Annotated in this window: 19 protein-coding genes and 1 pseudogene; 8 read left to right on the forward strand and 12 right to left on the reverse strand. The window is 67.5% G+C overall.

Translation table 11 applies throughout. The features are described from left to right. Positions 1-80: 80 nt before the first annotated feature. Complete coding sequence (locus tag ACM26Y_RS26005; RefSeq protein WP_416063804.1) at positions 81-1124, reverse strand: AraC family transcriptional regulator; 1044 nt, start codon at positions 1122-1124, stop codon at positions 81-83. A 515-nt stretch (positions 1125-1639) separates the two neighbouring features. On the opposite strand from ACM26Y_RS26005, the gene ACM26Y_RS26010 reads away from it, so the two are divergent. Beyond that, a complete protein-coding gene (locus tag ACM26Y_RS26010) occupies positions 1640-2608 on the forward strand; it encodes a formylglycine-generating enzyme family protein (protein ID WP_416063805.1) in 969 nt (322 codons plus the stop codon). Between the two features lie 92 nt (positions 2609-2700). On the opposite strand, the gene ACM26Y_RS26015 is transcribed toward ACM26Y_RS26010, so the two are convergent. After that, on the reverse strand, positions 2701-5040 hold the full coding sequence (locus ACM26Y_RS26015) for an arylsulfatase (protein WP_416063806.1): 2340 nt from the start codon (positions 5038-5040) through the stop codon (positions 2701-2703). Between the two features lie 136 nt (positions 5041-5176). Here ACM26Y_RS26015 and ACM26Y_RS26020 point away from each other — a divergent pair, with 136 nt between their 5' ends. Continuing rightward, positions 5177-6247 carry an AraC family transcriptional regulator gene (locus ACM26Y_RS26020; protein WP_416063807.1) on the forward strand — a complete coding sequence of 357 codons (1071 nt, stop codon included), beginning with the start codon at positions 5177-5179 and terminating at the stop codon, positions 6245-6247. A gap of 126 nt (positions 6248-6373) precedes the next feature. Then, complete coding sequence (locus ACM26Y_RS26025; protein ID WP_416063808.1) at positions 6374-7729, forward strand: MFS transporter; 1356 nt, start codon at positions 6374-6376, stop codon at positions 7727-7729. A 195-nt stretch (positions 7730-7924) separates the two neighbouring features. On the opposite strand, the gene ACM26Y_RS26030 is transcribed toward ACM26Y_RS26025, so the two are convergent. From ACM26Y_RS26030 to ACM26Y_RS26040, 3 genes are all read right to left on the reverse strand, one after another. Then, positions 7925-8785: a hypothetical protein gene (locus ACM26Y_RS26030; protein WP_416063809.1), complete on the reverse strand. Its 861-nt coding sequence runs from the start codon at positions 8783-8785 to the stop codon at positions 7925-7927. A gap of 196 nt (positions 8786-8981) precedes the next feature. Continuing rightward, a complete protein-coding gene (locus ACM26Y_RS26035) occupies positions 8982-9287 on the reverse strand; it encodes a hypothetical protein (RefSeq protein ID WP_416063810.1) in 306 nt (101 codons plus the stop codon). A gap of 141 nt (positions 9288-9428) precedes the next feature. Continuing rightward, entirely contained in the window at positions 9429-9950 is a 522-nt protein-coding gene (locus tag ACM26Y_RS26040) for a hypothetical protein (RefSeq protein ID WP_416063811.1), read from the reverse strand. 424 nt (positions 9951-10374) lie between these two features. On the opposite strand from ACM26Y_RS26040, the pseudogene ACM26Y_RS26045 reads away from it, so the two are divergent. The 3 genes and pseudogenes from ACM26Y_RS26045 to ACM26Y_RS26055 all read left to right on the forward strand — a co-directional run. After that, positions 10375-10743, forward strand: a pseudogene (locus ACM26Y_RS26045) (TnsA-like heteromeric transposase endonuclease subunit); the annotation flags it as partial. 146 nt (positions 10744-10889) lie between these two features. Then, positions 10890-11237, forward strand: coding sequence for a hypothetical protein (locus ACM26Y_RS26050; RefSeq protein ID WP_416063812.1), 348 nt, complete (start codon positions 10890-10892; stop codon positions 11235-11237). Positions 11238-11355: 118 nt separating this feature from the next. Beyond that, positions 11356-11940, forward strand: a complete 585-nt coding sequence (locus ACM26Y_RS26055) for a hypothetical protein (RefSeq protein WP_140189225.1) — start codon at positions 11356-11358, stop codon at positions 11938-11940. A 20-nt stretch (positions 11941-11960) separates the two neighbouring features. Here the strand turns inward: ACM26Y_RS26055 and ACM26Y_RS26060 are convergent, their stop codons facing one another. After that, on the reverse strand, positions 11961-12653 hold the full coding sequence (locus tag ACM26Y_RS26060) for a hypothetical protein (protein WP_416063813.1): 693 nt from the start codon (positions 12651-12653) through the stop codon (positions 11961-11963). A 259-nt stretch (positions 12654-12912) separates the two neighbouring features. Here ACM26Y_RS26060 and ACM26Y_RS26065 point away from each other — a divergent pair, with 259 nt between their 5' ends. Then, on the forward strand, positions 12913-14679 hold the full coding sequence (locus ACM26Y_RS26065; protein WP_416063814.1) for an ABC transporter ATP-binding protein: 1767 nt from the start codon (positions 12913-12915) through the stop codon (positions 14677-14679). A 38-nt stretch (positions 14680-14717) separates the two neighbouring features. On the opposite strand, the gene ACM26Y_RS26070 is transcribed toward ACM26Y_RS26065, so the two are convergent. Then, the gene (locus ACM26Y_RS26070) at positions 14718-14843 is read right to left on the reverse strand and encodes a hypothetical protein (protein WP_416063815.1); all 126 of its coding nucleotides are present in this window, start codon (positions 14841-14843) and stop codon (positions 14718-14720) included. 953 nt (positions 14844-15796) lie between these two features. After that, positions 15797-15979, reverse strand: a complete 183-nt coding sequence (locus tag ACM26Y_RS26075; RefSeq protein WP_416063816.1) for a hypothetical protein — start codon at positions 15977-15979, stop codon at positions 15797-15799. A gap of 475 nt (positions 15980-16454) precedes the next feature. On the opposite strand from ACM26Y_RS26075, the gene ACM26Y_RS26080 reads away from it, so the two are divergent. Continuing rightward, positions 16455-16814, forward strand: coding sequence for a hypothetical protein (locus ACM26Y_RS26080; RefSeq protein ID WP_416063817.1), 360 nt, complete (start codon positions 16455-16457; stop codon positions 16812-16814). Positions 16815-17463: 649 nt separating this feature from the next. On the opposite strand, the gene ACM26Y_RS26085 is transcribed toward ACM26Y_RS26080, so the two are convergent. From ACM26Y_RS26085 to ACM26Y_RS26100, 4 genes are all read right to left on the reverse strand, one after another. Continuing rightward, positions 17464-18198 (reverse strand): hypothetical protein, encoded by a 735-nt coding sequence (locus ACM26Y_RS26085; protein WP_416063818.1) that lies wholly within the window; start codon positions 18196-18198, stop codon positions 17464-17466. A gap of 574 nt (positions 18199-18772) precedes the next feature. Further along, on the reverse strand, positions 18773-19768 hold the full coding sequence (locus ACM26Y_RS26090; RefSeq protein WP_416063819.1) for a DUF2637 domain-containing protein: 996 nt from the start codon (positions 19766-19768) through the stop codon (positions 18773-18775). Positions 19769-19977: 209 nt separating this feature from the next. After that, complete coding sequence (locus ACM26Y_RS26095) at positions 19978-20496, reverse strand: hypothetical protein (RefSeq protein ID WP_416063820.1); 519 nt, start codon at positions 20494-20496, stop codon at positions 19978-19980. Then, on the reverse strand, positions 20489-21205 hold the full coding sequence (locus ACM26Y_RS26100; RefSeq protein WP_003934798.1) for a ParA family protein: 717 nt from the start codon (positions 21203-21205) through the stop codon (positions 20489-20491). Before ACM26Y_RS26100 ends, ACM26Y_RS26095 begins: the two co-directional genes overlap by 8 nt. Positions 21206-21955 lie beyond the last annotated feature (750 nt).

Consider the following 21955-nt stretch of genomic DNA (forward strand, 5'->3'; position numbering starts at 1 on the left):
ATCATTCCTGCCCGGGACACCTATTGATTGACTCTGTAGGACATGTTTTTGACATTGGGAGACGCTTCCGAGATGCCTCTTCACGACCGTGGCCGAAACGCCGGTTCACCTCCCAGGGCGCCGGTGGACCGCTGCCTGTTCCGCACCAGTGTGGGGCTCGTCCCGAACCAGCGCCGGCACGCTCTGGTGAACACGCTCTGTTCGGCGTAGCCGAGTTCGCGGGCCAGGTGGGACAGCGTCATATCGGTGCCACGCAGATAGTGCTGTGCCATCTCTCGGCGCACGTCGTCGACGAGCGCGGCGAAAGTCGTCCCTTCGGCCGCCAGTCGCCGCTGCAGGGTCTTGGGGTGCAGACGAAACTGTTGGGCGATCACCGGAAGGGAGGCCGATCCGGTCGGCAGGAGCTGACGCACCAACTCCCGCACCGGGGTGACCGTCCCGGATTCGCGACGGTCGATGACGGTGTCGAGATAGTCCAGCATCGCCCGGTGTGCCAGCTGGTCCCGGGCCAAGGGCCGGTTCAGGTCTCCGGTCTGGACAGTGAAACCCGCCCGTGGCTCCCCGAAGCGGGGGGTACAGGAGAAGTAGCGCAAGTAGTCGTCGCGGGAAGTCAATGGCTCGTGAGGGAGATGCACGGCGATCGGCGCGTAGGCGGGACCGAGCATGAAGCGCAGAACACGCAGCGCGATACCGAGCGAGAGTTCGATCACCTGCGGATGCGCCGGCGGGTGGGGGATCAGGACCTTGAACTCGAAGAACGCGAAGTCCGTGGCGGGAAGGGGGACGATCCGCGCCGAGACCGCGGGGCTGTAGGCGGCAAGGTAGTGCTCGAAGATCGTGAGCGCCTCGGCGACCGTGCCGGTGGTGCGCGCCGCGACGCCCACCGGTCCGAAAATCTCGATGCCTTGCCGCTGCGCGAGGCGCCGCCCGAAATCACTCGTGCCGGTGACCGCCGCGGCCGATTCCACCGCGTGGATCAACGCCAGATAGGTGACGAACGAATCGAACCGGCCGACGTCGGAAGCGCGGATCGCGGCGCGGTGCAGCAGCGCGTCCGGGTCCCCGCCCAGCTCCGCAACCAGGGAGGGATACCCGGTCAGGGACGTGCCTCGTATCAGCGACATGTCCCATATGGTCAAGAAACTGTCTCCTGAAGTCAATACACGAGTGCGTGCGGTCGAGCAGGATGTAGGTCACGTCGCTCGGCAACTCGGTTTACCGCCGCACGGGGCCCACCCTTGCCCGCGGGACGACACACCTCGGCCAGGGGTACGGACGCGTCATCCGAGCTCCCCCGCATCCGGGCCAACCCGCGGCATCCCTCCCGACATGTTGCTGTTGCCCCGCGTACCTCGACGAAAGGGTGTCCCCCATGGCCCACTCTGTCGGACTCTTGCTCCACCCGAACAGCTACGATCCGCAGCAGTTCGCTCCCGAGACCCGGCGCCCACGGCGGCTCCCGATCGACTGGTTCGAGGCGCGCGGCTAGCAGCGATTGCTGTAGGACGACCTGGACGCGGTGTGGGTGTCGGAGTTCCTGGGCTTCATCGAGCGGGAGGGGATCTTTGCCGCATTTCTTGACGCCCTTCGGAGTTCGCGGACGACGATCCGAGTGAAGAAAGCGGAGTAAGGAAGACGAATGCCAGAATCCCCCGAACGAACTGGATGTTGCGCCCCGCCACGCGCGCGCAGCGCGCGGGCCCCGATCGCCGAGCCGGGGCGCCGCACCCGCGGCGTTCCCGGGGCCGGAGGGGAGGGCGGGCCGTGGGTCCACCTCGACGGCGGGAAGTTTCTCATGGGTACCGTCGACCCCACCGGATTCCGAGACGACGGCGAAGGCCCGGTCAGGTCGGTATACGTCGATGCCTTCCGAATCGGGGCGTACGCGGTCACCAACGACCAGTTCGCGGCCTTCGTCGCGGCCACCGCCTACGTCACAGATGCGCAGCGGTACGGGTGGTCCTACGTGTTCGCCGGCTTCCTGCCCGCCCGGCTGCGTCGAATCTCCCCCCGTCCCGACCAAACGCCCTGGTGGTGCGGGGTCGAGGGGGCATTCTGGGCCGCACCGGAGGGGCCGGGCAGCGAGGTCGGCAACCGGGGCCACCATCCTGTCGTGCACGTGTCCTGGAACGATGCACAGGCGTACTGTGCCTGGGCCGGAGCCCGGCTGCCCACCGAGGCCGAGTGGGAGTATGCGGCGCGGGGCGGGTTGGTCCAGCAGCGATACCCCTGGGGCGACGAACTCGCTCCGGGCGGCGGGTACCGCTGCAACATCTGGCAGGGGACCTTTCCGACCAGGAACACCGCCGAGGACGGATACCGCGGCACTTGCCCGGTGGATGCCTTCGCGCCGAACGGTTTCGGTCTCTACAACGTGGCCGGGAACGTGTGGGAATGGTGTCAGGACTGGTGGGGCACCGACCATGGTGCCGACGGCTGCGTCAATCCCCGCGGTCCCGCGGTCGGCCCGGCACGGGTCATACGGGGAGGCTCCTACCTTTGCCACGATTCGTACTGCAACCGGTACCGGGTCGCTGCCAGAACCGCCAACACCGCGGACAGCACGACGGGCAACACGGGGTTTCGGTGCGCCGCGGACCCACGCTGACCGGCGCCGCGAGCTTTCGGACAGCACACGGCGGCGGGAGACCGGGCAGCGCGTGCTCGCTGTGCGCTCCCCGGGCCCCTGGCCGCTCTCGTTCACTGGGTGGCAAGCTGCGCCGCCAGCCGGGCCCGCTCGGCGCCGGGCTCGTCACCTTTGAGGGGGTCGGTTTCGAGTACGACACCGTGAATGGTGCCGGTGAAGCGTCCTGCGGCGGTGCCGTAGTGGTGCGAGACCGGTGATCCGTGGTCGGCACCGACATCGAGCCCGTCGCTGGTGTGGTACAGGTAGGGGACGGTGTGGGCGAGAACCGTCTCCCCGACGCACGCGTGGTCGACGTAGAGCCGCCCCACGCCGCCCTTGCCGACACCGCCCCCGTCGTAGGTGAAGTCGTAGCGGACGGTGTGCCGGCCCGGGGCCAATCGCTCAGAGGCGACGATTTCGTAGTGCTGCTTGTCGATCCAGCTGTAGTGGAACGCCGGGGCGCCGTCGCGGAGGTAGAGCGCCCAGCCGCCGAACCGGCTGCCCTGGGTCACCAAGGCCCCGCGGTCGCACTCTCCGACTTCGAGATCGACACACACGGTCCACGAGCAGTTCTTCGTGTCGGGAACGATGTTCTCGTTCATGTGGGACATCCCCGGGTACAGCGTCAGCGTGGTCCTGCCCTGCATGAGATGAGGACGGCCCACCGTGTCCGCGTTCAGCCGGGCCACCTTCCGGTCGTCGAGGGGAAAGACGTCGTATTTGGCGCCCTCGAGGAGGAACAGCTCCTTGAGCTGTTGCAGGCGTTCCGGCTCCGCGGCGGCGATGTTGTGCGCCTGACTGTGGTCGTCGGGGGCGTAGAGCTCCCAGTCGTCGTCGGCGAAACGGGGGGTGTCTCCGTCGAAGACCCAGGGGATGCCGTGCATCGTGCAGGCGGACCAGCCTTCGTGGTAGATGCCGCGGTTGCCGAACAACTCGAAGTACTGCGTGGTGTGCTGTTCGGGCGCGTCTGCGTCGTCGAAGGAATAGACCATGGAGACACCCTCGAGGGGTTTTTGAGCGATCCCGTTGACCGTGGTCGGCTCGGGCAGGCCCGCCGCCTCGAGCACGGTGGCCGCGACGTCGTTGACGTGGGTGAACTGGTAGCGGTTCTCCCCCGCGCTGTCGATCCCGGCAGGCCAGTGGACGATCAACCCGTTGCGGGTCCCGCCCCAGTGGGAGGCGATCTGCTTGGTCCACTGATAGGGGGTGTTCATCGCGTGCGCCCATCCGACCGGGTAATGGTTGAACAGGGTCGGGCCGCCGATCTCGTCGATCCGCTCGAGCATCTCCTCCACTGTGGCCGGCTCGAGGTTGTAGGTGGCGAACTCGTTGATGCAGCCGTGGGGTCCGCCTTCGCCGCTGGCCCCGTTGTCGCCGAGGATGTACAGGACCAGGGTGTTGTCGAGCTGACCCATCTCCTCGAGCGCGTCGACGAGTCTGCCGACCTGCTCGTCGGTGTGGGTGGCCATCGCCGCGTACGCTTCCATCATCCGGGCATAGAGCCGCCGGGCGGGTCTCGGCTGGTGGGCCCACGCACCGATCTCTTCCGGACGGGCGCTCAGCTCGGTGTCCGCGGGCAGGATGCCCAGCTGCTTCTGCCGTGCCAGGGTGCGTTCGCGTTGGACGTCCCATCCGTGATCGAACCGACCCCGGTAGGACTCGAGGTAGGCCGCCGGAGCTTGGTGCGGTGCGTGCACGGCCCCGAACGACACGTAGGTGAAGAACGGTTTACCGGGTGTCAGGGTCTGCTGGTGGCGGATGTCCGCGATGGCTCGGTCGGCGATGTCTTCGCTCAGGTGGTAGCCCTGTCCGTGGGGTGTCGCGACCGGGGTGGTTCCTTCGAAGAGGGTGGGGAAATACTGGTCGGTCTCCCCACCCATGAAGCCGTAGAACTTCTCGAAACCTTCTCCGGTCGGCCACCGGTCGAAAGGACCGGATCGGCTGAGTTCCCAGGTCGGTGTCTGATGCCACTTTCCGAAACAGCCGGTGCTGTAGCCGTTCAGACGCAGCATCTCGGTGAGGGGGGCACACGAGTCGGGCCGTGAGGAGGTGTATCCGGGCTGCGCGGTGGCCACCTCGGTGATGCCTCCCATTCCGGCGGAGTGGTGGTTGCGTCCGGTCAGCAACGCCGCCCGAGTCGGCGAGCACATCGCAGTGGTGTGGAACCGTGTGTATCGCAGCCCCCCGGCGGCCAGGCGCTCGGCCACCGGCATCCGGCACGGGCCCCCGAAGGCCGACGACGCACCGAAGCCCATGTCGTCGAGCAGGATCACCAACACATTCGGCGCGGAGGCGGGTGGGCGCAGCGGCTCCAGGGGATCGGGGACTGCCGCGTGCCGGACGTCGACGGGTGCCGGCCGGGGGCGACGCGGCAGGGTGATCGGCAAGCTGGTGCGATAGCGGGTGTCGGCCATCGGGCATCCTTTCGGAAGCAGGAGAAGTGATCGAGAAGCCGTAGGCCTCGATCGTGCGGGCCCGGACACCCCAGGTACTTGACTCCACACGACAGATAGTTGATTTCCGGCGACGAGGTCTTCGAGGATGGAGTGCATGTCGGTTATCCGTGGTTCCGTCCTGGCCGGCTACCGAGAGTTCGTCGCCGAGCTGGGGGCGGACCCGGACACCCTGCTGTGCGCTGCGGGTCTGCGCCCCGCCGACGCCGGGAACCACGAGGTGTTCATTGCCTACCGCAGCCACATCCGCGCGGTCGAGACCGCGGCGACGGCAACCGGCACGCCCGATTTCGGTCGGCAACTCGCCGCTCGCCGCCAGGGCATCGAGATTCTGGGACCTTTGGGAGTCGCGCTGCGCACCGCCGCCACGGTCGCCGATGCCCTGGCCATCGCCGCCAAGTATTTGTCTGTCTACGGACCGGCGATTGCTGTGTCGATAGAACCGAACACCCGCGAGGGGCAAGCGTTCTACGAGTTCCGGATTCTCATGGATCGGTTGCCGCCACACCCGCAGACACTCGAGCTTGCGCTGGGAGTCTCGTTGAAGGTGTTCCGTTTCCTGCTCGGACCGCAGTATCGGCCCCTGGCCGTTCATTTCCCGCACCGGCCGCTCACCGGCTGCGAGGAGTACCTGTCCTACTTCGGCAGCGCTGTCCACTTTCAGCAATCCCGCGCGGGATTCACCCTGCGGACCGGCGATCTCGCCCGCCCCCTGAGTCACGATCCCACGGCCCACCAGGCGATCCAGCTCTACCTCGACACCGTGATCCCGGACGGCGCCTCGGACCCCCTTGCTCGTGCCGCCGAACTGATACGTCGACTGCTGCCCACGGGGGTCACGGTGGAGATGATCGCCGCGCAGTTCGCGATGCATCCCCGCACCCTGCAACGACGACTGGAGATGTGTGGCCTCACCTTCACCCACCTCGTCGACGACGCCCGACGAGGTGTGGCCGAACGTTATCTGCGGGACACGGATCTGAGTTTGTCCCATATCAGCAGAGAACTCGGCTACTCCGAACAGAGCGTCTTCACCCGGGCCTGCCAGCGTTGGTTCGGCGCCGGCCCCCGGGCCTACCGCCGACAACTCCGCGGAGACGACGCCCACTCCTCGACCGGAGGCCTTCCGTGGCCTTCCGCGGGGCACCCACGACCGTCTGGGCTCTGAAGTCAAAGAACAGTCGCGCCACGTCAAGTGATGCGTGAGATGCAGGTCACACAATAGGGGGGTTCCGCGGCGGCCGCGGCCACGCTGCATCCTCGTCGAATCCTCCTGCATTCTGGAAGGACTGTCATGTCTCATGCGCCCGTTCACTCCGAGCAATCGACCGCAGGGGAAGGACCGATACTGCCCCGGACGCGGTTGTTCGGGTGGGCCATCGGCTTTCTGGCATCGAATACGTTCCTGGTCCTGCCGGGACTGCTCCTGGTGATCTATCTGACCAACACCCTCGGCGTCGCCGCCGCCGTGGCCGGACTGGTCGTTGCGTTGCCGAAGCTGTGGGACACGGTGCTCAGTTTCTGGGTGGGCGCGGCCAGCGACCGCGAGGCCGCCCGCACCGGAGGGCGTCAACGGATGATGCGGCTCGGCGCGGTCAGCCTGCCGGTGTTTTTCGTACTCACCTTCGCCTCACCGTTCACCGGCAACACCGGCGCCGTGTGGGTCCTGGTGATGTTCCTGTTCGCTTCGACTGGATACTTGCTGTTCCAGGTGCCGCAGATGGCCCTCACCGCCGAGATGACCGACTCCCCGCTCGAACGAACCCGGATCATGACCTGGCGGTCGTTGTTCTTTGTCGTCGGCCTGCTCATCGGTGGCGTCCTCGCGCCGAGACTCGTCGGAGAAGGAAGCATGGCGTCCTACCGCACGATGGCGATGACGGTCGGGATCGGTCTTCTGATCGCACTCGTCGTCCCTGTGCGCTCGACACGCTGGGTGCGCTCGGGTTCGGGTAGCCAGGTGCTCGGCCTGCGCGGTTCCCTGGCAATCGCCCGGGGCAACAAGGCGTTCTTCCTGTTGCTGACCATCTACATCCTCATGGTGATCGTTCAGACGATGACCCTCACCGGCATGCCCTACGTCGCCGCCCACTACCTGGGCGGTCAGTCGAAGACAGCCGTGCTGTTCTTCGCGCTCACCGCGGCGAGCGCCTTATCGACCCCGCTGCTGGGGCACTACACCCGCCGGCTGGGAAAGCCCCGCATGCTCACCGTGATGGTCTGGATGTGGTCGATCACCGGAGCCGCGTTCTACCCCGCCGTGAAATCGGGACTGCTCGCCACGATCGTCGTCGCAGCCCTGATCGGCGTAGCAACAATGGGAATGCAGATCTCGCTGTTCTCCATGCTGCCGGACACCATCGCCGCCGACACCGCACGGACGGGACGCGACCAGGCCGGCGCGTTCACCGGACTGTGGACCGCGGCAGACAACGGCTCCCATGCCGTCGGACCACTGTGCTACACACTGGTTCTCGTTGCCGCGGGGTATGTCTCATCCACCCACAAGATCGCCCAGTCGAGCACCACACTCGAAGGCATCCTGCTCGGATTCTCCGTGATCCCGGCGTGCCTTCTTCTTATCCTGCTTCCCCTCATTCGCCGCTACGCCCGGACCGACGCCGGCCGCCTGGGTGCCCGGACGAGATAACCGAACCATATCGAGCGGACCACCCGCACAGGCCGCGGGACCACAGAGCTGGTCAATGATGAGGCGTTTTGGGCTTTGCGTGCAGGGCCAGGAAATTTCGGAGAATCATACCTCTCCGTATTCTGCAGAATTCGAGGTGCCGCCCCAGGGGCTCTGCGTTCCCACCCCGCTCTGGCCTCGTTACGCCGGCAGGGGTCAGCTCACCTCGGTTGATCCCGAGGTCACGGCCGCGGCGCGCAGCTCGCGGAGTTCGGTGCGCAGTTCCTCGGCACGTTCGCGGGCGGCGTCGACCTGAGCGCGGGCCGCGGCGGTCTCGGCGCGGGCGGCCGCGAGATCGGTGCGCACGGCCTCGGTGCGCTCGCGCTCGGCGGCGACCTCGGCGCGGGCGGCGGCCAGGTCGACGTCGAGTCGGCCCACGGTGGCGGTGGCCTGCTCGGCGGCGGCGCTGAGCCGGGCGAGCTGATCGCGCTGCTGTTCGACCAGGGTCTCGAGGTCGGCGGTGCGCCGACGGTGCGCCGCGTCCGAGTCCTCGAACCGGGTCGTCCACGCGTCCAGGGCTGCGGTGTGGTCGGCGCGCAGGCGCTCGAGTTCACTCTGGTGCTCGCGGCGGGCCGCGGCGAGTTGTGCGGTGGCGTCGTCGGCCTGCGCGAGCGCGGCGGCGGCGGCCGCGTCGGCGTCGGCGCGCTCGTCGAGGGCGGTGTCGAGTTGTTCGCGCAGCGCTGCGATCTCGGCGGCGGCGTCGGCGCGGACCTTGTCGGCGTCGGCCTGGACCCGGCGCAGGTGCGCGTCGAGCGCAGCCGGGTCGGACAGCAGCGCGGTGGCCGCGGCGATCGAAGTGGCCACCTCGCTCAGGCGTTCGAGAGCGGCCTGGGTTTCCTGCCGCAGCAGCGGCACCGCCTCGGCCAGTGTGGTTATGGCCGCCGCCGGATCGGTGGGGGTGGCCGCGGCGAGCCGCTCGGCGCGGGCCGCCTGCTTCTGTCGTTGCCGCCAGGCCCGGACCCGATCCGCGTCCGAGGCGTACTCGCGGCGCCGCCCTCCCCTACTGCCCTCGGTCATCGCCCCGCCCTTTCCCGCTCGCGCCTGAGTCACGATCGATGCTACCGTACGTATCGTTTCGTACGTAACATGATACGTACGAAACGATCGCGCCGAACAGTCCGATACGCGGCCGGTGGGCGAGACCGCCCTGTTCCTTCTCGCGGGGCTCCCGGCGGTGGCCGCCACCGTGGGGCGGTTCGCGGGGATGGGTCAGTCAGCACGCCGGGTCAAGACCGCCCAGGAGGCAGTCGTCGACGGCGGCCGCGATGGTGGCCTGGTGTTCGTAGTCGTCGATCCACTCGAGGACTCCGTCCGGGCTGTCGTGGCCGGCGCTGAGGCCGATCCGGAAGCGGGTGTCGATGTGCAACCGCAGGTACGGCGACGGGTGCCCGGTCCGGTGGGTGGCGGCCGTGAGGCGGCGCAACGCGGCGGCGCCGGCGAGCACGGCGTCGACTTCGGTGGCGGCGGTGCCGGATTCCTGCGCGACGGCCGGATCACAGGTGACGGTCCAGGTGTGCACGAGCGGTTCCCTTCTTCTGGTCGGTGCAGCGTTTCGGTGGATGCCAGTGTGTCCGGCCGCCCGGCCCCGACCGGGGCGCAGACGGGCAGCGGGCCCGGTCCTGTGGAGAACCGGGCCCGCTGTGGACAACTCACCGGGGAGTCAGCGCCGTCCGTCGAGGGCGAGGGCCTTGTCGTCGGCCGGGAGCAGCACCGACCGGGCCACCTGGACGGTGCGGGCGAGTTCGGCGGTGAAGGCGCGGTGCCCGGCGCGGTCGAAGAACCGGAAGGTCAGCGGTCCGGCCTCGACGTCGACCCAGTGGATGTGGCGGCGACGCTGCGGATCGAACGCCCCGCCGGGGGTGATCTTCGACTGCGGCACCGTCGACCAGTGCACCGTCACCACGTGCTCGTCGGCGGCGAAGCGCTCCGGGCGCAGCAGGAACTGCTCGGGCAGCACCGTCGTCACCCCGTCGGCGACCGGGCGGCGCAGCACCGCCACCAGAGCGCGGACGACGGCGAGGTCGGTGAAGACCATCCGCACCGCGCCGACGGTGGCGAACACCGCCGCGCTCGCGGTCAGTGCGCTGGTCACATCCAGCCGCACCTGCTGCGACGCTCCTGCGATCATGATTGTGGTGCGGGTGGTCACACTCGGAAAGCTCGGGGTCTGCGGCGCGGTCATGGCGACCTTCCTGCTCGAGGTGAGAACCGGCGCGGGTCCGCCTGTTCTTTTGCCCTTCTGGCAGGGAGCATTTGGACCGGCATGAGGGCCGTGGAGTGCAACCTCTGGGACGGAAAAATCTCGCCGGAGCGCAGCGGAGGAGAGAATTTTCCGGGCCGTCAGGCCGCGCAGCGCCCAGGGGTTGCGCGCAGCGGACCGCCGGTCAAAATCGGAGGCCAGAAGGGCAAATCAGGCTCTTGGGCAGGGCGGAGCGCAGCGGAGCTCGATTGTAGGGTCTCGAGAACCTTGGCCAGATCTCACGGAAGATGGCCACTCGATGGCCAGCTGGCCATCTGGGTGAGATTGTCTCGGCGTGGCTGCGTGGTGGGAGCGGATTGCGGGTGGATGATCCAACCGAGTACTTCCGATGCGGGGAGATACCGCGATGGGGAACGCTACGGTCGCTGGATCGGCGAGAACGCGTGCCGAGTCATCGAATCTGGGTGCGGCGCAGCTGTCGCGCCAACACGTAGGGGACGGCGCCGAGGAAATCCGACCGCTGGATGAGGTCGCGGTCGATGATGTCGTTACCTCCGCGCCGTGGCGGACTTTTCGCTGGTATGGAGGTCAGCAGCATTATTCGGGCACCTATTGGGCTGCGACCGAGTCCGATCATGTGATCTACGAATCACGGCTGGAGCTGGCACGGCTACTTTTCGCGGACTTCGATGTGGGGGTGCAGCGCATTGCCGCGCAGCCGTTTCTGCTGAGGTGCCCGGTCGACGGCAAGGAACGCCGGCACATTCCGGACTACGACTGGTGGCCCTCGCGCTACGGAAACTCGAGGTGGGCCGACCCGTTGTTGTTCGGCGCCGCGGCATTGCTGATCCTCGCCGTCGTAGGGGTGGTGTGGGCGGTGCGGACCTTGTATGTCATCGGCGCGGACCGGCGGTGGTCGTGGTGGATCCTGTCGGCACCGGCGGTCTACTCGCCACCGCCGCCGCGGTGATGCTGGCGCCGCGACCGTCGTTCGACGACACACGTGCAGAGTTCGAGCAGGTGGCGCGCGAGTTGTTGGCCGATCCCGAGCCGCTCCACAGCTACCTCGAGATCGGCCGGTTCGACATCCGCACCGCCATGTCGGGCGACGACGGCGTCGTCTACTTCATCGAGGACGGCGGATTGGGACTGACCGTGAGCAGCGGGTGGGCGTATTCCCCCCATGGTGTCCCTCCCGGTTTCGACGATTTCACCGCGACCCATCTCGGCGGGCCCTGGTACGAATTCGTATCGGTATGGCGGACATGACTGTCCCGCTGTCCCGCAGCGAGATCGATCACCGACGACAGCGGGCGTCCTCCCGGCACCGCCCAAGGCCAGCGAAATCGTGCTCGCCCCTGCTGTGGCTCGGTGACACACTGACCTCATGGGCGCGGTCGGCGATGTCGCAGTATCGGTGCTCCAAGCGGCGGGCGTGACACTGACGGCGGGGCTCACCGATTCCGAGATCGATTCTGTTCATGCTCGTTTCGGGGTGGGTTTCGCCCCTGATCATCTGGATCTGCTGACAACGGCGATGCCCGTCGGAAAAAGGTGGCCGAATTGGCGTGATGGCGACGACGCCGAGCTCAAGCGCATGCTGGACTGGCCGGTCGACGGCTTCGTGTGGGACGTGCTCCATCAGTCCGTACTCTTCTGGCCGGCGTCGTGGGGCCCACGTCCGACAGATGCGGTCGAGGTCGAGCGGACGGCTCGCACGAATCTCGCCCAGTGGCCGGCGCTGGTGCCGATCTACGGACATCGATATCTACCGGCGGCGCCGGCACCACCGGGGTGTCCGGTCTTCTCGGTGTATCAGACCGATGTCATCTACTACGGCCCGGATCTTGTCGAGTACCTGCGAAACGAGCTGAAGGTTGGGGCGATGCCACGGCAGGAGTGGACGTTCAGGCAGCGGGTGCCGTACTGGTCGCAGTTCGTCGAGGTGGCCAACCGCGCCGAGTGCATGTGATCCGACGACATCTGGCCCTGCTAGTCGAAAATGTCGACGGCGATTCTTGCCGGGTCCGGAAGGGGCGTGACGCGGAACCGGGGGTACTCGGTGCGCAGCCCGACGAAGGATTGGGTGGCTCGCTCGTAGTTCGGTGTCAGGTACACCTCGACCACGCTGTGGGCGGTGGACTCGGCCAACGGATTCGGTCCGCTGTACGCGGCGATCCCGCTCTCGGCCGAGGAGACCGTGTCCAGGAAGGAAACCTGCAGAATCGATCGTCCGTTGATGCGCCGCGAGGTGTGTTTGCCCCGTTCGGTTGCCTCGGCCACGTACTCGGCCCGCCACAGCGGTGCGTAGGTGCCGCCGAAGACGTAGACGATGCGGTCGAAGCCGTCGTGCCGTTCGATGTGCACACCGCTGGCCGTCACCCCGGCGAGTGTCGGCGTCACCGTCGTCGGTCCGTTCGCACTGGTAGGAACCTCGGACGGCCCCGGGGTGGTGGTCGGGACGGTGGGCACGGGGATGGTGGGTTCGGCGGTAGGCGCCGGAAATGGGGGTGGGACCTGCGGAGACAGGGCACCGGCGCCGGACTGGGCCGACGGGACCCGGTCCCAGGGGATCGAGGCGGCGTCGGGGCTACCGCCCGGTTCGTCGGTGGACTGACAGCCTGCAGCCAGGAGGAAACAGGCGACCGCCGCGAACGGCAGCAGCCCGCGTGGTCCGCCCTTCATGATCTCCAGTATCGGCCGATCGCCACGAAATGTGACACGCCCGGAACGGCCTCGGTCCCGCCGGGCGCCGACGTCACGCGGCGGCAACGGCCGATGACGGTGGTCGGCAGACCGGGTGACCGCGCAGCATCGCCCACAACACGTTCGATCTGCGTCCGGCCGGGGCGAGGACGGCCTGGGGGTGGCCTTTTCCTTTGCGGCGTTTCCCCGCCCGCGCCGAAATAGGATGGCGGGACCGGTTTCCGGGATTGGGGGACGTATGGATCTGCAGCGCGGACGACGCGGAACCGAGGGGCGGGGCGGGGTGCGTGTGTTGTGGCCGTATGTGCGTGAGCATCGCCGGTTGCTCGGAGCGGCGGTGGTGTTGTCCATGGCCGCCGGCGGACTGAGTCTGGTGCAACCGGTGCTGGTGGGCCGGATCATCACCGCGGTGGGTGACGGCGCCCCTCTCGACGGTCTGGTGTGGGCACTGGTCGGACTGCTCGCCGTCGGCGCTGTCCTCGGCACCGTCGAGTACTACCTGCTGCAACGGACCGCGGAAAGCGTGGTGCTCACTGCCCGCACCGAGCTGATCAGCCACCTGCTGCGGTTGCCGATGAGCGAGTACCGCAGCCGCCATGTCGGCGACTTGGTCTCCCGGGTTGCCTCGGACACCACTCTGCTGCGCGCCGCACTCACCGATGGCCTGGTCGAACCCCTCGGCGGGATCCTCGTCCTGGTCGGATCCCTGATCGCGATGATGCTGCTCGACCCGGTCCTGGCCGTGGTCACCGTCCTCGTCGTGGCGATCGTGGTCGCCGCGTCACTTCAGGTCACCCGGCGACTGAGAGCGTTGACGTTCGAGACCCAGTCCCGGCTCGGGGACCTGACCGGCGACCTGAACCAAACCCTCTCGGCGATCAGCGTCGTCCGCGCCACGGGTGCCACCGACCGCGCCCAGGCCCGGCTCGGCGACCGGGTCCGATCCGCGTTCGATGCCGGCATCCGCGCAGCTCGATCCGGCGCAGCGATCCAACCACTCCGGCAGATCACCGGGCACGCCTCATTGCTCGTCGTCCTCGGCGTCGGTGGTTACCGGGTGGCCACCGGTCATCTGACTGTCGCCGAACTGGTCACGTTCATCCTGTTCATGTTGTTGTTCATGGGCCCGGTGAATACCGCCTTCACCGCGGTGCAGTCCGTCGCCGCCGCCCTCGGCGCCCTGCAGCGCATCACCGACATTCAGCAGATCTCCGCCGAGGACGCCACCGACACCATCCGGCACCGGCAACTCCCGGCACCGTCGCAAGCACCGATGCTGCGGTTCGATCGTGTCCGGTTCGAGTACCGTCCGGACCAGCTGGTCCTCGACTCGGTCAGCTTCGCCGTCGTCCGCGGCTCCCGGACCGCGATCGTCGGGCTGTCCGGTGCCGGCAAATCCACCATTCTGGCCCTGGTCGAGCGGTTCTACGAGGTCGATGACGGCCGCATCGACGTTGCCGGGGCAGACATCACCGACCTCCCGCGGTCCGTGCTGCGCTCGCATCTCGGGTATGTGGAACAGAACGCCCCCGCGGTCTCGGGCACCGTCCGCGACAACCTCACCCTCGCCGCACCCGCGGTGACGGACGAGCAGTGCTGGACAGCCCTGGCCACAGTCAACCTGCGCGACCGGGTCGCCACCGAGGCCGAAGGGTTGAACACGCAGATCGGCGAGCACGGCATCCGCCTGTCCGGGGGTGAACGGCAACGGTTGGCGATCGCACGCGCACTGCTCGCCCGACCACCGCTGCTGCTCTTGGACGAGCCGACTTCCAGTCTCGACAGCCGCAACGAGGAGATCTTCCAGACCGCACTCGAAGCCATCGCCCCCGACCAGACCGTCGTCATCGTCGCGCACCGGCTCGCGACGGTGAAGAACGCCGACCAGATCATCGTCCTCGACCAGGGGAAGGTCCGGGCGGTGGGTACCCACAACGAACTGCTCGGCACCAGTGAGCTCTACCGCGAACTCGCGCACCACCAACTGATCGGTACCCCCAACTGAACCATCCGTGGTATCCCACCTCCATACAGAACCGGGGGTCACGGGCCGAGGTTGACGGTCAGGCGCGCCAATTCCAGTGCCACCGCACACAGGTCGAACCCCGCCGCAGCCGACCCGTTCTGAACGCGCCAGGTGGTGACCGCAGTGGCGGCGGCTGAGACCACGCAGTCACCGGAGTCTGGCCGGATTCGGTCATAGATGGTCGTACACCACGACCTCCCGCGATCTCGGAACAATCTTTACGGGCTACGTCGTGTCGGGCCGCTGCCGAAGAGTGCGCCCGGCTCGCCGTTCCCAGCACCGGCTCGCCCCGTGAAACGGTAGCGCCAAACTGAAGAAGTGCCGGGAAATTGAGACAGAACACGGGGCCTCACCGCGAGACACTCGACACACGCGCCGGTCTCAGCTACTCAAAATGCCAGCGGCCGAGACCCTACATCGATTCGGTGTGCGCCGCAGGCGCACCACGGACCACGGACCACGGACCACGGACCACGGACCACGGACCAGGGTCGACAACGCCCCTGTCCGCGGCGACCGGCGGTGCGCGCCATGAGATCACGGCCGCGAAGGCTCCTGCACACCCACCAGGGCGGAGCCCCCCTTCCTCTGGAGCGAGGCAGCAGCCGTCGTGCCGGCGGCGCAGCGTGCTCGTCCCTCTCCCCTGCGCCGGTGTCGCTGGGGCATGTCGACCGGGTGACGGCCCGACGGCAGAGCCTCTCACGGGACGGGAAGGCTGTAGCCGACCGAGGCCGGTCTGCCAGGCCGTTGCCGTCCGGAAAGGCCCCAGCGAGAGGGTGTTTCCGGACGGACCGCGGCGCACGGAGCCTGGGAGGCACCCGCTCCGCACGTTATAGCGCTACAACGCCCGAATTGGTGCCGAGAGACGTCCCCGTTCCCGCCGGGCGCCACCATTGCAAAGGTAGTTCCTGGGGAGGACACCGCCACTGCCACCGCCCCCGCAGCGGGTGAGGTTCGCCGTGGGCGCGGCGGATGGCGGTACGCGTGCGTTCTCCTGATCGACGTGAATCCGACCTTCGGGCGCGCGCCGGCAGTGCGCGTACCGACGTCGTGGGCGGCACTGGAGGCTGTGCCGGGGGTGTTGCTCCGGTCGGGGTTACAGGTCGAACAGGGAGAATTGGGCGGCCTGGGCGCCGGTTTCGGTGTCGCGGCGGTGCCGGTCGGCCATGGCGCGGGCGAGGTCTTCGGTGCAGCCGAGTTCGGTGGCGACCTCGCTCCAGTCGTGGCCGTCGTGGCGCAGCTGCCACGCCCACTGGTGCAGCTGTTCGTCCATCTCCATGCCGGGCGCCCCCTCGATGACCCGGGGCCTCTCGCCCCTTGACTCGTGAGCTGCCGCGACCGTAACCGAGGCAGCACGGGCTCCCCGGGAGGCGCGCCGAGCAGGCTCAGGCCAGGTTGGGAGCCGTGCGTGGCCCGTGCCGGCAGGACCGGCCACGGCGCGCAGCGAGCCCGCGACAGCGTCGACGGAAAGCCGGTCTAGACCAGGCAGGCCGCGGACCACCGGCGGATTCGGGGCGGAAGGGCCGCGGTGATCGGCGACAATGCCGTAGGCCGAACCCGGAGGAGAAGGTGCTACGGGCAATCGTGGAGATCTCCGTCGACGAGACGAAGACCACGCACTACCTGATCTGCGCGGTGGTGGCGCCCTCCGAGGATCCGACTCCCGGCCCGCACGACGATGCGGGCGTCGAGGCCGAACGGCCGAGGCCGGTTGCACCGCCGCGACGAGCGCCCGAAAGAACCGGCGGCGGATCGTGGCCGCCTTCGCCCGCACACCACCGATCCGGCAGGCCCACCTGTTCACCGCGCCGATCGCCGGTCGCCCGCACCGGCAGGTCCGCGACCGGTTGCTGGCCGCGGTGGCGGTGCACAGCGCCGAGCTGGGAGCGCGCCGCATCCTGGTCGAATCCTGTGCCCCGGACACGCAGGATCTCGCGGCGCTCACCGGCGCCCTCCCCCACATCGGGGCGCCCACGACGGTCCGGGCGAGGGTGGACCGCGGACACGCGCACGAGGTGCTGTGGGCCGCGGACCTGATCGCCTACGCCGACACCGCGGGCGGGCAGCTGCGGCGCGCGATCGACTCGCTGGTCACCGCGGCTCGGGTGCGGTAGACAAGCGCACAGGCCGGGCGACCACGCACAATGTGCGGGCTCCCGGCCTCACTTTCCTTTGGCTCTTCGCCAGGACACCCTCGACGATAGCGGGCCACTCCCCTCGCCGCCCCGCACCACACCTTCAACTGCGACCACAACATCCCGGACCGGACCGTCACCGTGACACCGGCTTCCGCACCACACGGACCCCAGGGATGCTCGACACGGCGAAGCACGACCGTCCCGGTCGCCGCCATCCGCCCCGGGGGCGCTGCAGCCTCCAGGTAGGCCGGTGCCCCGGCGGCGGGGGGTGTAGCGCCGGGGCACGCGGGCCCCGCACGTCCGAGGGGACCGTGCGCGACCGAGGGCAACACTACACAGAACCACCGCCGCCTCATGCTTGTCGGCGGGATGTCGGACCGGGCGCCGCACGCGGCCCGGTGAGCGCTCCGGCACCCCACGCACCGGGGCGTTCGCTTTCTCTCAGGGCCACCGCACCCCCGGCCGCGGCGGCCCGACATGGGGCGGGGAGCCGATGGTGATCTCGCAGGTGGCTGGCGGTAGGGACACAGCCTGGCGTGCGCTGATTCCGGTCGAGTCAAGGCTAGTGGCAGAGCCACTCGGTACGCACCCCTGCAGCGACGGCCAGGTCGACGAGCGTGCGGAGTCAGGAACGTTTCGGGCGGGGGTTGATGGTGTCGCTGTCCCACTGCACGCTCATCTCGGGCCCGACCTCGAACGCTTCCAGCTCGGAAGATGCGAGGATCGCCTCGACACACTGTCTAGACCCGCCCACGTAGCTGGCCATCAGGTCGATATTCGTCGCCACGCACCACGCGCGGTCCTGCGGCCACCACAGGTTCGGTGCGAGCAGAGTGCGGAACCAGTTCTCTGCTGCGGTGATCGCATCGGCGATCAAGAACATTCCCATCCACCCTGCCTGCATGCGTCCGGCGTGTTCACGGACATCGTCGAGGATGGTGTTTCCTTCCCATATCGCGAACCAGCACTGGTCCGGGGTCGTGGTGAGGGGGGTGAGCACGGCGATCAGGGCGCGGGCAGTAGGGCCGTCCAGCTTTCCGGTCTCCGGGCTTTCGTCCCATAGGCCCGGCTGCCCTCGGCCCAGGCTCGTGGCGGTAGTGATGAAGTCCCATTCCATCAGTGGATGCGCGGTACGTCCGTTCGCCTCCGCCACCTCGTGCCAGGTGATCGGCTCAACCTCATCGGCTGCAGGACCGGTCCGTCGATGAGCCGGAGGGAAGACGCGGGCGTATGCCTCGAACACCGGCGGCACCACATCGCCGACCAAGGTGCCGCGATGGCCGTCTGCGAATCGCGACAGCCCCTCGTGCACCCAGGCGCCGGCCGATACATCCTGCTCGAAGCTGTCCGCGGTCCACACGAACCGTAGCCTGCCAAGATCTCGCCGGGACCGCAGGCGAATCTTGACCCCGCTTGTTGCTGTCACGGTCCTGTGCCGGGAACCCCGAGGTGGGAGCGAGGAGCTACTGGCCGAACGTGAAACACAGGTGGACGTTGACGAGTTCTTTTACACGCTTGCGGATCCAGATCCCTCCGGATCCTCTTTCGCGGGCCATTGCACCCCGACCTGCACCGGGCCGGTGTGCGAGGGCTCCAGGATCTCGACTGCGCGCTCGCGGCACGTCCAGGTACGGTGACCCCCGGCGCCGGGTGTGCAGTCGCACGGGATCCATCCCACCAGAACCGTGTTCCGCGTGAGCCGGTGCCCCGCCGGGCACGCTTTAGGCGCTCGCTCGTACCGTGCCACACCCCCATGATCGCACACTTGTTCGAAAGCGCCTGTTACGATGGGGCTCGACGCCGGGACTGTGGGGGAAGCACAGTCCCGGCGTCACTGTTTTCTGCGCCCTGCCCTTCCTGTGTTGCGGCCCCCGGTTCGTTCGGCGGCAAGCGCCTACCCGCACGGCACAACGCGTGGCCCGGGTGAGGTCTGGTCACACCGACACCAGCTGCTCCTCACGTGCGTTGATCACGTCGAGCGGAAGCGGCACCACCGGCGGGATCTCGAAGCCTTCGGCGTAGGCGGCGTTCTTGAAACGCTGCCAGCGCCGACACACCGTGGACGGGGACGGCGTGTCCTCCAGCTCGACGGCCACCTGCGCATAGGTCAGCTGCGGGCGGTCCAGCAGGATCGCCGCGACCTCCTTCTCCTCACTGCGCAGCGTGCACCCGGCCAGGAACTCGCGCAGGCCGTCGACCGTCTGCGAATAGCCACCGGACGTCGGCGCCAGGTTCGGCTCGGGCGATGTCTCGAGCGGGGCCATGCCCTGCACGACGGCCTCCCCCGGTGCATCCTCGCCGCGGCGCCCGGTGCCTTGCGGCTGCACCGTTGCAGGCTCGGCGGCAACGGCGGAGACATCGGTGTGCACGCGTGCACCGGGGTACTGCACGTCGTGCCCGACGAGTGTATCCACCGCGGCCTCGTGCACCTCCGATGCCCCGGGTGTGCTCGCCGGCTGCTCCCCGTGGGTCATCAGGTGCGCGTCGTGCACCGCCTCGTTGTAGCGGCCGCGTTCGACGGCCAGCGCCCGCACGATCGTGGTGAACAGATGCAACAGCGCCAAAAACAACAACGGCACGATCATCGCAATGCAGGCGGCAATGGCAGCCGGTTGCGGCTGGTACCCGACATCGACACCGGCCGCGGCCTGCGCGTGCCGCTGCCCGGCCAGCCGGAAGGCGTGGTAGCCGTTGCCGGCCACACTCAGCAGGACCGTGCCCGTGGCCAGGGCCTTGCAGTACCGGCGGGCACCGCGGAACTCGTCGTCGGTCCCCAACGCAACCAGAGCCAGGGCGGCGGCCGCCTGTGCCACGTCGAGTGCCACCGGCGCCATCCAGGCCAGTTCCGGACGCACACCGATTTCCAGGGTGAGCTGACGCAACGCGTCGAACGACAGGGTGAACGCCAGCGCTGCAAGCACCAGCGTCATCGCTGCAACAGCACCGAGGGCCGTGGTCTTCGAGTGCAATCGTCGGCGTGCACCTGCGGACTGTGGCTGACGTTGCGCAGCGCGAACGTTAAGGTCATGCATGATCGGTATTTCCTTTGCTGAGGTAGCCGGTCACGGAGTCCCGTTGGATTGCAGGTCGAGCGGGACTCCCCCTCTTTATGGCGCTAGAACGTTGAAACGCTATGCAGCTAGAGGCGGGGCCTGCCTTGATTGCCAGTTTCAGGCGCCGATGCCCGGATCGCGGTGATCACCTGGTCGGTGGACATGCGAGCGGCCAACTCTCGAAGTGCAAAACGAACGATCGCACTACGCGAATCGATGCGTGGTTTTTGCTTCCGCCCGAGATAGATCGCTTCCTCTAGGAACTGGTCGGTCTCGGCGTCCAGATAGATCGTCGACTTTGTCAGTTCGTCCACTTCTGTCGAAGGCGCTGGAGGCGCCGCCTTCGGCAACTCGGAGGCAGGCATCGCTGATGACGGGTCGCGGCCGTTCACGATCTGCGCGGCCGCTTGCTCCACGTGGGGCGCCGCAGTGGCCGAAGTAGACGGTTGGTCCGCTTGCACGGCGGGCGCAATGGGCTTGGTCGGCTCCTCGGAATCGGTGGGAATCTCCACCGGAACCGACCGGGGCTTGTGCCGCGGTGGCGGCATGGTGCGCCCACCGGCACGCTTGTTCTTTTGCCGCAAGGCATCGAGTCCGTTAGTCATTGACATACTCCTGGAGGAACTTTGCGGTGTCGGTGATTGCAGCCGCGAAAGCCCGCAACGGCTTGGCCGGTGGTTCCTCGGCGGTGATTGCAATGCGCTTCGTTCGAGTGCCAACCCGTGCGGCATGGGGAACCGGAGGTGCAACCTGCACCGGCGTGCCCTCAACCATCCGTGCAAGGCGGTCGATCATCGTTCCCGGAGGTGCCGCCGGCACCATTGTCGGCGAAATGACTAGGGGATAGTCGGCGAGTTCATCGACGAGCTGCTCAGTTGCATCCAGATCCAACTTGCGCAACGGAGTCGGAGCAAGAACGACATTTGCAACGGAGAGTGCACCATGAGCCTGGGTCGTTGCACCTGGATGCGTGTCTACGACGACCCATTCCGTGTCCCACTCCCCCGCCCACTGCACCAGGGCATCCGCCATTGCATCTTCGCTGGGCGCTTGGTCGTACAGATCAGGATGTCCAGGTACCAGACGTGGCTTCTTGAAGCCGTTCAACGGCTTGGGAGTCTTGCCGGTGCGGATTGCATCGAGGATCGGAATGCGGGCGCGGTCGAGAGGGCGATCCCCCCACTTACCGGTGGCTCCGCCTCCGTCGTACTCCAAGTCCACCAGGACTGCGTCCAGCTCGTAAGCCAACTCGTACGCCATCGTGGTCTTTCCCACCCCTCCCTTCCGGGAGTGGCAAACGATGATTTTGGCCATTGCATGGAGCCTTTCGTCGGTTGCACTGGGTGCAATGAGTCGGTGCATTGAGGCGCGGCAGCGTGCACCGCTACCACGCCCTGAACGCTAAGCGTCGGAACGCTGCAACGTCGTAGCGCCACGCCGTTGCAGCGTTGCACCGTTCTAGCGGAGCAACGTTCCAACGCTGCAACGTTCCGTCGCTAGAGCGTTGTAGCTCTGCAACGCTTCAAGATCGTAGCGCTCTGACGCTCAGACATGGTAACGGCATGACGTGACAACGTTCTAACGTTTAGCCGTTATGGCGCTATAACTAGGACGTCCGCCCCATCGAGGCGCATTGCCGGCGTTACGCTCCGACGTTCAAGCGCTATAGCGGCTCTGCCCAACCAGTGCCTTGCGCAACGACGTTGTAGCGCTATAACTCATAGCTTGCTTAACGCATTGAATGACCAGCAGTTTTCCAAGTCTCGGCCGAGAACTCCCTCGCAGCAGTCCACTGCCCGGGGGGCTCCTGCACCGTTCCAACGCCCTGCAACGTTCCGTCGCTGCAACGTTCCGTCGCTGCAACGTTCCGTCGCTAGAGCGTTGTAGCTCTGCAACGCTTCAAGATCGTAGCGCTCTGACGCTCAGACATGGTAACGGCATGACGTGACAACGTTCTAACGTTTAGCCGTTATGGCGCTATAACTAGGACGTCCGCCCCATCGAGGCGCATTGCCGGCGTTACGCTCCGACGTTCAAGCGCTATAGCGGCTCTGCCCAACCAGT

It is taken from the genome of Rhodococcus indonesiensis (assembly GCF_047782815.1).
Lineage (GTDB): Bacteria > Actinomycetota > Actinomycetes > Mycobacteriales > Mycobacteriaceae > Rhodococcus > Rhodococcus indonesiensis.